At 41.3% G+C, this 13,559-nt stretch carries 13 protein-coding genes and 2 pseudogenes; 12 read left to right on the forward strand and 3 right to left on the reverse strand.

Annotated elements, in window-relative coordinates; all coding sequences use genetic code 11:
- The first annotated feature begins 263 nt into the window (after positions 1-263).
- The 5 genes from C6Y03_RS00460 (at position 264) to C6Y03_RS00480 (ending at position 7,050) form a co-directional block, all read left to right on the forward strand.
- Positions 264-1,724 carry a CoA-acylating methylmalonate-semialdehyde dehydrogenase gene (locus C6Y03_RS00460; RefSeq protein WP_066030829.1) on the forward strand — a complete coding sequence of 487 codons (1,461 nt, stop codon included), beginning with the start codon at positions 264-266 and terminating at the stop codon, positions 1,722-1,724.
- Between the two features lie 223 nt (positions 1,725-1,947).
- Complete coding sequence (locus C6Y03_RS00465) at positions 1,948-3,483, forward strand: glycoside hydrolase family 43 protein (RefSeq protein ID WP_066030830.1); 1,536 nt, start codon at positions 1,948-1,950, stop codon at positions 3,481-3,483.
- A gap of 53 nt (positions 3,484-3,536) precedes the next feature.
- Complete coding sequence (gene xynC / locus C6Y03_RS00470) at positions 3,537-4,805, forward strand: glucuronoarabinoxylan endo-1,4-beta-xylanase XynC (RefSeq protein ID WP_060596459.1); 1,269 nt, start codon at positions 3,537-3,539, stop codon at positions 4,803-4,805.
- A gap of 131 nt (positions 4,806-4,936) precedes the next feature.
- Positions 4,937-5,644: a response regulator transcription factor gene (locus C6Y03_RS00475; protein ID WP_034660819.1), complete on the forward strand. Its 708-nt coding sequence runs from the start codon at positions 4,937-4,939 to the stop codon at positions 5,642-5,644.
- Positions 5,645-5,646: 2 nt separating this feature from the next.
- Positions 5,647-7,050 carry a sensor histidine kinase gene (locus C6Y03_RS00480; RefSeq protein WP_106038653.1) on the forward strand — a complete coding sequence of 468 codons (1,404 nt, stop codon included), beginning with the start codon at positions 5,647-5,649 and terminating at the stop codon, positions 7,048-7,050.
- A gap of 54 nt (positions 7,051-7,104) precedes the next feature.
- On the opposite strand, the gene C6Y03_RS00485 is transcribed toward C6Y03_RS00480, so the two are convergent.
- Positions 7,105-7,413, reverse strand: a complete 309-nt coding sequence (locus C6Y03_RS00485; protein WP_106038654.1) for a magnetosome magnetite crystal formation protein family — start codon at positions 7,411-7,413, stop codon at positions 7,105-7,107.
- A gap of 398 nt (positions 7,414-7,811) precedes the next feature.
- On the opposite strand from C6Y03_RS00485, the gene C6Y03_RS00495 reads away from it, so the two are divergent.
- The 3 genes and pseudogenes from C6Y03_RS00495 to C6Y03_RS00505 form a co-directional block, all read left to right on the forward strand.
- Positions 7,812-8,738 carry an alpha/beta hydrolase fold domain-containing protein gene (locus C6Y03_RS00495; protein ID WP_106038655.1) on the forward strand — a complete coding sequence of 309 codons (927 nt, stop codon included), beginning with the start codon at positions 7,812-7,814 and terminating at the stop codon, positions 8,736-8,738.
- A gap of 222 nt (positions 8,739-8,960) precedes the next feature.
- A complete protein-coding gene (locus C6Y03_RS00500; protein WP_106038656.1) occupies positions 8,961-9,233 on the forward strand; it encodes a DUF2651 family protein in 273 nt (90 codons plus the stop codon).
- A gap of 17 nt (positions 9,234-9,250) precedes the next feature.
- Positions 9,251-9,487, forward strand: a pseudogene (locus C6Y03_RS00505) (cytidine/deoxycytidylate deaminase family protein); the annotation flags it as partial.
- 41 nt (positions 9,488-9,528) lie between these two features.
- On the opposite strand, the gene C6Y03_RS00510 reads toward C6Y03_RS00505, so the two are convergent.
- A complete protein-coding gene (locus tag C6Y03_RS00510) occupies positions 9,529-10,296 on the reverse strand; it encodes a pentapeptide repeat-containing protein (RefSeq protein WP_106038657.1) in 768 nt (255 codons plus the stop codon).
- Between the two features lie 301 nt (positions 10,297-10,597).
- Here C6Y03_RS00510 and C6Y03_RS19255 point away from each other — a divergent pair, with 301 nt between their 5' ends.
- The 4 genes and pseudogenes from C6Y03_RS19255 to C6Y03_RS00525 form a co-directional block, all read left to right on the forward strand.
- A complete protein-coding gene (locus C6Y03_RS19255) occupies positions 10,598-10,807 on the forward strand; it encodes a TetR/AcrR family transcriptional regulator (protein WP_223260719.1) in 210 nt (69 codons plus the stop codon).
- Positions 10,808-10,840: 33 nt separating this feature from the next.
- The gene (locus tag C6Y03_RS19260) at positions 10,841-11,194 is read left to right on the forward strand and encodes a hypothetical protein (protein ID WP_223260708.1); all 354 of its coding nucleotides are present in this window, start codon (positions 10,841-10,843) and stop codon (positions 11,192-11,194) included.
- A 104-nt stretch (positions 11,195-11,298) separates the two neighbouring features.
- A complete protein-coding gene (locus tag C6Y03_RS00520; protein ID WP_106038658.1) occupies positions 11,299-12,444 on the forward strand; it encodes an alpha/beta hydrolase in 1,146 nt (381 codons plus the stop codon).
- 397 nt (positions 12,445-12,841) lie between these two features.
- Positions 12,842-12,934, forward strand: a pseudogene (locus C6Y03_RS00525) (arsenate reductase); the annotation flags it as partial.
- A 242-nt stretch (positions 12,935-13,176) separates the two neighbouring features.
- Here C6Y03_RS00525 and C6Y03_RS00530 read toward each other — a convergent pair.
- Positions 13,177-13,377: a hypothetical protein gene (locus C6Y03_RS00530; protein ID WP_106038659.1), complete on the reverse strand. Its 201-nt coding sequence runs from the start codon at positions 13,375-13,377 to the stop codon at positions 13,177-13,179.
- Positions 13,378-13,559: the final 182 nt, after the last annotated feature.

The raw sequence follows: 13,559 nt of genomic DNA on the forward strand, positions 1-13,559 counted from the left end.
AATATTATGATTTTTCTACAGTTACCCAATAGTTGATCAAAAATACACCATGAATAAATCACATTCCGGAATCATTTCTCACAAACAAATCGATGGGCGGCAACCTTTCACACTTTAGAGCAAGCTCTTTATCACAACGTAAACCAAAACGTCAGTTTCATTTGACAAAGAGTGTATACAGATGGGCGCCCGTTAGATGAGACAATGACAACCATACACATCCTATAAGCATGAAATTCTTTCATAAAAAGGAGAGAGGGAACATGACCAAAACAGATGTACAAATGTTGAAAAATTATATTGGCGGACAATGGATTGAGGCAGAAACAAGTCAAACAGAGGCAGTATATAACCCAGCTACTGGCGAGATCATCGCAGAAGTGCCGCTTTCAACAAAAAAGGATGTCGAACGTGCGGTACAGGCAGCACAAGAAGCATTTACCACTTGGTCGAAAACACCAGTTCCCCGCCGTGCACGCATTTTATTTAAATACCAGCAGTTACTCGTTGAAAAATGGGATGAGCTGGCTGAACTCGTAACGATTGAAAACGGAAAAAGCATAACAGAGGCAAAAGGAGAAGTGCAGCGAGGGATTGAATGTGTGGAATTTGCCGCTGGTGCACCGACCTTAATGATGGGAAAACAATTACCAGATATCGCATCTGGACTCGAATCTGGCATGTACCGCTATCCGATTGGTGTCATTGGCGGCATTACGCCATTTAACTTTCCGATGATGGTCCCGTGCTGGATGTTCCCGCTTGCCATTGCCTGCGGAAATACGTTTGTTTTAAAACCTTCAGAACGAACGCCCATTCTTGCCGCGCGGTTAGCCGAGCTATTTGAAGAAGCTGGTCTTCCAAAAGGTGTTCTCAACATCGTCAATGGGGCTCACGATGTCGTCAACGGTCTGCTTGAACATCAAAAGGTCAAAGCCATTTCATTTGTCGGCTCTCAGCCAGTCGCAGAATACGTCTATAAAAAAGGCACAGAGCATGGCAAACGTGTCCAAGCACTTGCAGGTGCAAAGAATCACTCCATTGTCCTCAAAGATGCAGATTTAGATGCGGCAACGAAACAAATCATTGGTGCTGCCTTTGGATCAGCGGGAGAGCGCTGCATGGCCGCGGCCGTTGTCGCGGTGGAAGAAGAAGTGGCAGATGAGTTCATTCAAAAATTAGTTGATGAATCGAACGAGCTCGTCATTGGAAATGGAATAAATGAAGATGTCTTTCTTGGTCCAGTCATTCGAAAGGAACATAAAGAACGAACGCTTCAATATATCCAGTCAGGGATTGAAGAAGGAGCAAGCCTCATTCGGGATGGTAGGAATGACCTTGAAACAAATGGAAAAGGGTATTTCGTTGGACCGACGATTTTTGACCATGTCACAAATCAAATGAAAATTTGGCAGGACGAGATTTTCGCCCCAGTCTTATCAGTTGTCCGTGTCTCTTCACTAACAGAAGCGATCGACCTGTCCAATCAATCAAAATTTGCGAACGGTGCCTGCCTTTACACGGACAGCGCATCAAGCATCAGAGAATTTCGCGAAAACATCGAAGCAGGTATGCTCGGCGTGAATATCGGTGTGCCCGCACCAATGGCATTTTTCCCGTTTTCCGGCTGGAAGGATTCTTTCTACGGGGACTTACATGCGAACGGAACAGACGGAGTAGAGTTTTACACAAGAAAGAAAATGGTGACCGCTCGTTATATGTAATCTACATTCATTGAATAAGAAGAAAAAATGCAGTTCCAAAGTGGAGGACTGCATTTATTATTGTCTCCTAGTCAAAAAGTAAGGGTTTTCATGATGATTTCAGCAGTGATTTCCCCTAGAAATCATCCTTTGTATTCATTCTTCATCAGCGCATATCAACATAATTTGAAATTGGGCGTAAACCCCAATATTAGGAAGATGAAAACAGGAGGAAAATGACACGATGAGGAAGAGGATGAAGTGCGGTGTAGGTTTTTTGATTCTTGCTTTGGTGCTGAGCTGTATACCGGTATATGATGCGAGTGCAGCAAGTACCCCCATTGCAAAACGAGTAGGAAATGCAAATCCACTCATAGACCATCACCTGGGGGCGGATCCGTTTGCGCTCACCTATAACGGCAGAGTGTACATTTATATGTCGAGTGATGACTATGAATATCACAGCAATGGAACGATTAAGGATAATTCTTTTGCGAATTTGAATAGGGTCTTTGTCATCTCTTCGGCGGATATGGTGAACTGGACAGATCACGGAGCGATTCCAGTAGCTGGCGCAAATGGGGCCAATGGCGGGAGAGGGATTGCCAAATGGGCAGGCGCTTCCTGGGCTCCATCCGCTGCGGTGAAAAAGATCAATGGGAAGGATAAATTTTTCCTTTATTTTGCTAACAGCGGCGGAGGGATTGGCGTCTTGACAGCAGACAGCCCGATTGGACCTTGGAAAGATCCTATCGGAAAAGCGCTCGTCACGCCAAATACACCAGGGATGTCCGGTGTTGTATGGCTTTTTGATCCAGCCGTATTTGTAGATGATGACGGAACCGGTTATCTATATGCCGGAGGAGGCGTTCCAGGCGGTTCAAATCCAACGCAGGGACAATGGGCCAATCCTAAAACAGCAAGAGTTCTGAAACTAGGATCTGACATGACTAGTGTGGTTGGCAGCGCATCAACCATTGATGCTCCTTTTATGTTTGAAGATTCGGGTATGCATAAGTATAACGGTACCTATTACTATTCCTATTGCATCAATTTTGGCGGCTCCCACCCAGCAGATAAACCACCTGGTGAGATCGGTTATATGACGAGCTCAAGTCCAATGGGCCCCTTTACGTATAAAGGACACTTCCTGAAAAATCCGGGTGCATTTTTCGGCGGCGGCGGTAACAACCATCATGCTGTGTTCCATTTTAAAAACGAGTGGTATGTCGTGTATCACACGCAAACGGTGAGCTCAGCCTTATATGGAGCAGGGAAAGGCTACAGATCTCCACACATTAATAAGCTTGTGCATAATGCTGACGGCTCCCTTCGAGAGGTCGCAGCCAATTTTGAAGGAGTTAAACAGCTTTCCAACCTGAATCCTTATCAACGGGTAGAAGCTGAAACATTCGCTTGGAATGGACGCATTTTAACAGAGGCCTCCTCAGCACCAGGTGGACCAGTCAATAACCAGCATGTCACAAACATTCAAAACGGTGATTGGGTGGCTGTCAGTAATGTCGATTTCGGATCGAGCGGTGCCAGAACCTTTAAAGCCAATGTAGCATCCGCTTCAGGCGGACAAATAGAAGTACGTCTTGGCAGTCCAGACGGCAGAATTGCCGGAACACTCAATGTCCCTTCCACAGGCGGAAACTGGCGAGAAATAGAAACGGCAGTGAACGGAGCAGCAGGAGTGCACAACGTATTTTTTGTCTTCAAAGGAAATGGTGCCAACCTATTCCAATTTGATTCCTGGCAGTTTACTCAAAGGTAAACAAAATCAGATGCTGCGGCATCGATCACTGGTTGATGGGAGAGTGGGAAAATTTGATGTCCATAATCAAAAAACCAATTTGTACTTTATTGATCTGCTTCACTATGCTGTCTGTCATGTTCATAGGGCCTGGGGTAACTGAGGTTTCAGCAGCAAGTGATGCGAATATTAATGTCAATGCGGAAAGACAAGTGATTCGCGGCTTTGGCGGAATGAACCACCCGGCTTGGATTGGTGATTTAACCGCCCCTCAAAGGGAAACCGCCTTTGGCAATGGGCAGAATCAATTAGGGTTCTCCATTTTACGAATTAATGTAGACGAGAACAGAAATAATTGGCACAGAGAAGTTGCTACCGCCAAAAGAGCAATAGAGCATGGCGCTTTAGTGATCGCTTCGCCTTGGAATCCTCCAAGCCATATGGTGGAGACTTTCAACCGTAATGGTGCGTCTGCAAAGCGGTTGAGATACAATCAATACGCCGCGTATGCTCAGCATCTGAATGATTTTGTGACATACATGAAAAATAATGGTGTCAACCTCTATGCCATTTCTGTACAAAACGAGCCTGATTATGCACACGAATGGACATGGTGGACGCCTCAGGAAATCCTGCGATTCATGAGAGAAAATGCCGGCTCCATTAATGCACGCGTGATTGCACCAGAATCTTTTCAATACCTTAAAAATATATCAGATCCTATCTTAAACGATCCGCAGGCGCTTAGAAATATGGACATTCTCGGTGCCCATCTGTATGGAACCCAGATCAGCCAGCTTCCGTATCCTCTTTTTAAACAAAAAGGAGCGGGGAAAGAGCTGTGGATGACAGAGGTATATTACCCGAATAGTGATAACAATTCAGCGGACCGCTGGCCTGAGGCATTAGGGGTGTCAGAGCATATTCACCATTCGATGGTGGAAGGTGATTTTCAGGCGTATGTTTGGTGGTACATCCGCAGATCATACGGTCCTATGAAGGAAGATGGAATGATTAGCAAACGTGGCTACAACATGGCGCATTTCTCCAAGTTTGTGCGTCCAGGGTACGTCAGGATTGATGCAACGAAAAGCCCTGAACCGAATGTTTTCGTCTCAGCCTATAAAGGGGACAATAAGGTCGTCATTGTAGCGATTAATAAAAACAATACAGGCGTTAACCAGCACTTTGTCATGCAAAATGGAACCGCTTCACAAGCGTCAAGATGGATTACGAGTAGTAACAGCAACCTTCAGCCTGGAACTGACTTAAATATATCAGGAAATCAATTTTGGGCTCATCTCCCGGCTCAAAGTGTGACAACATTTGTGGTCAAACGCTAAAAAAACACCAAAAGCCAATTTTCTCATTAAAAAAGAAAATTGGCTTTTTTCTGTGCAAATAGAAAGTTGATTTTTCACGATGTCTACACTTTGGGTATAATAATAACAATGACTTCAGGAGAGTGATCATAATGCCAAAGCTTCAAAGCAAAGTATTGATTATAGATGACGAAAAAGAAATTTTGGAATTAATCCATACAGTATTAACAAGAGAAGGCATTGACCGGGTGATAACAGCTTCAACTGCCCGTGATGGGCTCACGCAATTCCATCAAGAACATCCCGATCTCGTCATACTGGATATTATGCTGCCAGACGGTGAAGGCTACGATATTTGTAAACAAATCAGAGACGTCTCGCATGTTCCGATTATCTTTTTATCAGCAAAGGGAGAGGAATCAGACAAAATTGTAGGACTTGCCATTGGCGGCGATGATTATATTACAAAACCTTTCAGCCCAAAGGAAGTCGCCTACCGGGTAAAAGCCCAGCTGAGACGGTCATCATACTTACAGCCTTCTCAAGCTGATCCCGTGATCAAAAAAGGGCCATTTGAGTTAAATGAGCAGCAAGCCGAACTGACGAAAAACGGAGCGGTAATTGAGCTCACACCGAAAGAACTTATGCTGATGACCTATTTCTTGCAGCATCCGAATCGCGTGATCAGTAAAGAAACGCTTTATCAAACCGTTTGGGGAGAAGATTTCTTCGGTTCTGACAATACGGTGATGGTTCATATACGAAGACTTCGGGAGAAAATAGAGAATTCCCCATCTACACCAGAATTTCTCGTGACGGTCAAAGGGCTTGGCTATAAATTTGTTGTAAAGGATGCGTAAGGATGAAATGGCGATTAACAGGCAGATATATGGTCTCTGTCATTATCGTGACCATTATCACTGTCTTTATTAACTTATTTGGATTCATGATTTGGCTTGTACTACAAGCAAGCAGCCAGCAAAACGAAGAAAATACGCCCGAAACCTTCACAAGAACATTTGAACAATACATAACCTTTTCCGATCAAGGCATCACTGTGAACAAAGAAGGACAGCAAGCCTTAAAACAACAAAATGCGTGGATTCAAATATTAGACGAAAATGGACAAGACGTCTATCATGCACACGCACCTAAAGGAATAAAGAGCAAATATACACCTATAGAAATCGTGAACATACATAAATATAAAGATAAGCAATTGCTATCGACCATTTATGCCGGCGGAAAAAAAGGAAAGGGCAGGGAATACAGCTACTTTATCGGATTTAAGAACCCTGCCATCGGAAAATATTTATTCTCGTTCGACACGAAGGACTTAATATCAAGATTCAATATCGGGACGATGATTTTATTATCGATCGATGCCATCATTGCCTTATTCATTGGATACTTATTCAGCCGGCAGCTCATCAAACCGCTCGGCCGTGCCATTCATGGAATCCAGCGGCTCGCAAACGGAGATTATACGACAAAGCTGCCAACTAAGGGAATATATAAAGATGTCTTCTATAATGTCAATCACTTATCAGAGCAGCTCGCTTCAAGCCAAAAGGAAAAAGACAAATTAGAGCAAATGCGGGAAGAGTGGATCAGTCATATTTCTCATGATATTAAAACACCATTATCCTCTATTCAAGGCTATGCAGAAATCATCAAAGATCCAAATTATCCTCTTTCAGATCAAGACATCAGACATTATGCCAGCATCGTAGAGAATAAATCACTGTACATCAAAGATGTCATGGAGGATCTAAATTTAACAACAAGGCTGAAAAATAACGACGTGATGCTGCATAAAGAGCTAGTGAACATTGTGCCGTTGCTGCGGGAAACGTTAATTGATATCCTAAACGATTCGAGATATGCAGATCAGACGATTGAGCTGCAATCGAATGTAGACAAGCTCATGCTAAATATTGATACGATCCTCATACGAAGAGCGGTCACCAATCTCATTTTAAATGCCCTTGTTCACAATGATTCTGATGTGAAAATCATTGTACAGCTGGAACAAAAAGAAAATACCCACATCACGATTCAAGACAACGGCAAAGGAATCGAAGAGGCAGAGCTAGAAAAAGTGTTTGACCGCTACTATAGAGGGACGAATACAGGAGGGACACATGCAGGCTCTGGTCTCGGAATGGCCATTGCAAAGGATATTATCCAAAAGCACGGCGGGGATATTACGATACGCAGTATAATAGGGGAAGGAACAACGATTGATATCCAATTACCCGCATGAATGGACATACAAAAAAACGGTTCTGATCAATCACAGAACCGTTTTTCCCATCTATTATTCTGAAAACACTTTAATGCCTTTGACAATGTTCCAAATAAAGAAGTAGATCGCCACAAGGAATGTCACAGCATACGTTGCAATTAAGAACGGACCAGCATGTCTGATATCGTTCACGCCAAGTAAACCTGAACCAAGGATGCCAATGCCAAAAATCAAATAAGGAATAAAATGTGTCCATAGCGATTTTTTCGCATGATATTTTACTTCGTCCTTCCCTAAGAAATAGACGATAATCGGAAACAAAAATGGCGCAAAAAAGATACTGAAGTAACATAATGAAGACAAAATTTTATTTTCTCTCAAACCTTTTCACCTCTATGATTGATTTAGAAGGGGGAGAATCATTCGACTCATCCCTCACTTCCTTACAAACCCATTGTACAACCTCAACCTTAACCTGTATTAATCCGAACCTTACAGCAACCTTAAAAATGTTAAAAGATCGAACGCTACATGAAAGATAAAGGAAATACAAGTTATGGAACTGCTGAGTCAAGACATAGAACCTGATACTTTAAGAAGGATAGTCCATCACAAACACGAAGAAATTGAAAGGAAAATCAAACGCTTCCGTCAAATTCAAGACCTTTTATCTAACTTGTTAAAGACCTCTGATAAAGAAATACAAGTCTACCTCGAATCATTTCGTGTGATACATCAAGATGAACAATAAAACAATTGACTTAAAGGAGAGAAAACAAATGAGTGTGGAAATTGTTAATGGAGAACGTTCTGAAGAAAGTATTCAATTTGAAAAATTATTCGCTTCCCAAAGTAATAAAGAGAGTTTTTCTAGTATTGAAAACACAAAAAAATTTCTTGATCAAAAAGGAATAGAAAATACGAAGCCTTATGCCATTGGGGATGATGTGAAGTTAATTAGTGAGATAAAAGAGCAGACATTCGAAGGCATGCAAGTTTTCACTTTGAATGACCAAACGTCACAAAAACAAAAAGTCATTCTATATATACATGGCGGCGCGTGGACAAATCAGCCTTTGAATTTCCATTGGTGGTTCATGGATAAGATGGCGCAATCACTCAATGCGAAAGTGGTGGCTCCTATTTACCCAAAAGTGCCTCATTATAGCTGCCAGGATACCTATCCGAAAATCCTAAACCTATATAAAGACCTTCTGAAAACTGTTGAAAGTGCCAATCAATTGACGATCATGGGAGATTCAGCTGGCGGAAATATCTCACTTGGTCTGGCGCACCTTTTAAAGAAGGAAGGTCTGCCGCAGCCGAAGGATATTATTTTATTATCTGCATGTGTTGACATGAGCTTAAGCAATCCTCTAATGTTTGAATATGCAAAAAAGGACCCGATTCTAGGTCCTGAAGGAATGGAAGTCATTTCAAAGATTTGGACAGCTGATAAAAATGTAACTGACCCATTGATCAGTCCCATTTACGGTGACTTTAAAGGACTTGGGAAGATTACTCATTTTATTGGAACACATGATATGTTATATCCAGATGCCATAAAGCTTGATGAAAAACTAACAGAACAAGGAATTGACATAAAAACCTTTGTTTATCCTGAAATGCTTCATGTATTTGTTGTCATGCCAATCCCTGAGGCACAAGATGCTCAGGAGAAAATCATTCAGGTGATCAATCGATAGGGGTTGAGTTTACACCACAAAAAGGTAGAATGATTTGATTAAAATAGTCGAAATTTAGTGAATGGGCTGCTTACTTGAAAGCAGCCTTTTTCAATTCACTACATATTAAAATTTCCTTAAATACCATTTTTTGTTTACAACATACATATTCCCTATTAATATAATATTGTTCGCTTCTTCATTGGATTTATACAAATGGCGGTTAGTAAAGGAGAGTGAATGATGAGTGTTTCCTTTCTTCAACCTATGGCTCTGATCTTATTTACATTGCCTTTATTATCTTTGATCTGGGGGATTGTCGGCTACTTCGTCTTTAAGCGGGTCTATGTCGTTCTAATGATCACATTTGCAGCTTCAACCGTTTTCATCTTTGCCTATACGGGGTTCGACATGTCGAACTTATATTGGGTAGTCGCTATGACCTTTCTATGCATGTGTACCTCTGTCATCACAAAAATCATCCGATATATGATTCATCGCTATAAAAAAGCATAATGAAGAAGCTTATGCCTATTGCGATTGGCAGTGCTTTATCGAATGGACATAAGGATTTTGAAACAATTGTCGCAGTAAGACATCCCTATTCAGATGAAGAAGATCGAAGGATAAAGGTAGTGAGTCCTTGCGGTATTTGCAGAGAGCTCATTTCAGATTTCGGACCCGCATGTTTAGTCATCATCGAGATGAATGGCGAGCTAGTCAAGGTAAAAATTGAAGAACTCATTCCACTCAAATATACTCGAAGTTGATGCAGCACTTAGATATGAAGTAGAAAGAGATGCAGCAAACATCAAGCATTGTCCTTGCTGCATTCCAGATAACTGAAAAATCGCTCAACAAAAGCAGCCCCATGTATTTTCTTCATATGCGCCGTGTTAAAAATATATTGTTCCATATGCTCAAGCTTGCGCAGACTACGCACCATTATTTTCCGATCATCGTCAGAAAGAGTAGGGTCAACGTCTATCTTCTCCAAGGCATTTTTCACATGTGCAGATAACTTTTCAACATATAGATGGTTTTTAGATGTTGGCGGAATACATGCCGAAAGGTCACAGCCCGTAAAACGAACACCGTCAAGGGTGCAGTTTTCAAAATTGGCGATCAGCTTTTGTTTGCCATTTCCTTCAAACGTTATATCCACTAGCTTACCTGTAAAGGAACAATTGACGATATTCGCTGCCTGTAAAACGCGGTCATTGAATCTACATTGATAAAAAGTGCAATCGATAAACGTAGCATTCTCCAATGTCATACCTCTCATATCACACGAGGAAAATTCGCAATTAGTGAAAATAGCTTCGTTTCTGGCAATACCGACAGAGCGCAAGTCGGAACGAATAAAGGTACAATGATCAATCGTACTACCGTCAAAAAACCTCGCATTCGTCAGATCACACGTATCAAATACAAGATGATGTAAGTGACAGCTCCAAAATATAGGTAAACGAACATTCGAGTTGATGATCGTCGTTCTGCTTATCGTTTCGTGTTCATACCTGACAATATCAGAAAATAATTCGTTGTCTACTGATATACCAGACTCAAGTCTTCTCATCGCTATCACCCTATCATTTCTTCAGAATCTTTTACAATGATGAATACCTTTCACCAAGTTCACTCCGAATCACTTAGCGGTTGACCTTGACTAGTTATTATATCACAAAGCTATATTCATCGAATGGGGTGAAATCCGTCCGAGCAAAGAGCGGGTATCTATTTCAATACAGCTTGACATGTGAATCAATTATCGATATGGTGTGAATGGATTCACACTTTACATAAAGGAGTCATTTATGCCAAAAAATACTTTCTTTCGATTGGATGAAGCAAGGCGTGAGGACATATGTAATCGTGCTATGCATCTTTTTGTTGATCATCTTTACGAGGATATAACGATGAAGATGGTTTTGGATCGTTTGTCCATGCATCCCGGAACTTTTTATCGGTATTTTGAAGACAAAGATGACCTTTATTGTCTCTTAATACGACATGTGACCAAGAAAAGAGCTGCGTATTTTCATAACAACAATGAAGATTCTCTTTTTCAATTTTTCCTTACTGGCTAATTTGACAACACTAATGGCATTGCGACTGAGCCATTGAATGAACTGGAAATCAAACTCGTTGAAACATTTTTACACATTCCAGAGAACACCTTACTAAAAGTATATTTGAATGTGCTAAAGGGCGAGTCATTCCCCTTAATCAAGGACATGTTACGCCGCATGAGGGTTGATGGATATCTACGACCTGATATTGATGACGACCTCATTTCTTTTATGTTTGAATCTATGCAGTTTAATTTAGTCATGTTTTTTAGGGAATTCGATATTAAGGATTCTAACCTGCAGCATAAGATGAGCAAGTACTTTGCTGACTTTATGGGTCATGGGCTGCTTAGAGATGATAAATATGCTGAAGTTGTTAGCGATCTCAAGAAAGCCAATGAATAAGGATATGAACTGAAGATTGGATGTAACCATTTTACAGTTTTGAAAGCTATATCGCCATGTGTATTTCACATTCGCACTTTCATTTATTAAGGGGGAACAAAAGGATGAAAAGGTATGACACATTCCCAGAACCAATCGGCAGCTATACCGCCGCTCGTACCCAGATGGATTTTGAGTACACAGCATCAGATGACTCAAAAAGAGAATTGACCGCGTTTGTGTACTATCCGTCCGATAGCAGCGAAGGGAAGACTCCATCAACGTACATGTTTCCTGAAGTCTACGAAATGCTTCATGAGCAGCCACTTGTCACTGAGTATCTGAAAGAGAAGAATTTTTTCTCTATCGATATCAAGACTCATTGTTACGACGACCTTGCTCTTTCTGGGAAGAAAAAGCGCTATCCAGTGTTATTTTATGTTTGCGGCGGGGGCGGTTCACCGGAATGGGGGACAGCCATCTGTACAGACCTGGCAAGCCTGGGTTATGTTGTCGTCAGTATCGGCCATCAGAATAGCACAATGTATAAACGGAAAGATGGGAAGCTGTTGAATGTATCAAAGGATTTTTCGGATGTCATTATGGCGTTTTCTGAAGATCCGGAGATGATCGAGCTGGCTGGCAAGATGAAGATGCGGCCTGACGATGAAACGGCTATTGAGATGTGCCGTAACGTCCTGGCTCTGCCAATCATTAATCAGTTAACATTATATAGTGAACGACAGGCAGAAGATGTAAGGTACGTAGCCGATCATCTTCACAAACTAAACTCTGAAGAATTGGATTCTATCTTTCGTGACAGACTGATGCTTGACGTCGGCATGGGCATCGTCGGACATTCTTATGGAGGAGCTACGGCAGCGGTTGTTTGCCGGGATGACGACCGGTTTTCCTGCGGAATTGGCTTGGACAGCGGGGCATTCGGCCTTCTCGATAGCGACCTGAATAAACCTTTTCTGCTGTTGTTTTCTGAACCTAACTATCATATGAATGCGCTCATTGGCGTGAACAACAGCATGGAAACCTTTTATTTCTCTGTTGATCGCGCTGCACATTTAGATTACTGCGACATCGTGTTTACCGGTGTAGATGAGGAACTCAGAGGCACAAGGGATGCATTAGATATGCGAAATCTTATGACGGATTATACGAAGACCTTTTGTGATCATTACATTCTGCAAAAGGATGCACGTGTGGAAAGCCTGTCATATGATGGCGTGGACTTAATCAAGAAAACGAGCAACAAGTAATAACGGAGAAGCTGCTGATCAAAGCCGTTTCAAGCGTCAGCTTAAAGTTGAATATCTCAGCTTTTCCGTTAAATACCGAATGCTGATTGTTTGGAAAAGAAGAGACCGTACTAACAGATCTGTGTTCAAAACAGCTTGTAGTGAATGAAGAGAAAAAAATCTAAAGTGGATCAATCCATCATCTTGATGATTAAATTAAAAGGGAACCATTTCAATCATTGCTCATATTAGCCTACAAATACTTCTCCCTCCGGATAACGTATTGGGCTTTTGGTTCGTTTCATAAAGAAAAATACAATGGTCAGAAAACCTACTCTGCCAATAAACATCAGAATCGAAAGAATCACCTTACCTAAAAACGTTAACTCCGGTGTTAATCCCATAGGTCAAATGAGTGCATTGGCGCTTTGATGATCCAGCAAAAGCAGAAGGAACAGAAGAAGAGAAATGGGCATTTTCCCAAAGGGTGAGAGATGAAATTGGGGGTTGATTACAGCAGTTTGCTGTGACTGAATATAGTTTTACATGATAAGCCATATTGAATCAATGGCTTATTTTTGTTTCGATCAATTGAAGACGTTCAGGTAGCGTGACTTTAAAAGACTTGATATTTAGTAATAGCACATTTACAGCCATCTTGAATGAAACAGGAAGATGATAGCAGACAAGATAAAAACATTTGATCCAACTCAAAAAGATATATAGTGAATAAACGCCGCAAAAAACGATTTTTCATTGTTCTAATGAGCGATTGAATTGTTTTCGAAAAACTAGGCATGAGACAGCAAATACTGCGAATGCGCCTGCTGATCCAGCAGCAAACTTCAGCTCAAATTGTTCTGGTTTGGATTTGAATAACAAAGGGACAGAAAGAATGAGAGCAGCACCACTAAAGCTCAATCCTAATATCAACATTGCCAATAATTTATTCATAGAAACACCTCGCAGACTCAGCATTGAAACATTAGGAACCGACTGATCTAAGAATCATGTTATGATTTGAAATCCTTTAAAATCCCTAAATCGAAGTGTCCAATTTATATCCTTTGGGTGTCGAATGATTGGGTTCATTACAATTAAAGCACACATTCATGAAATAAACCATTTTAAACGAA

Source organism: Bacillus sp. LNXM65 (genome assembly GCF_002998575.1).
Taxonomy (GTDB): domain Bacteria; phylum Bacillota; class Bacilli; order Bacillales; family Bacillaceae; genus Bacillus.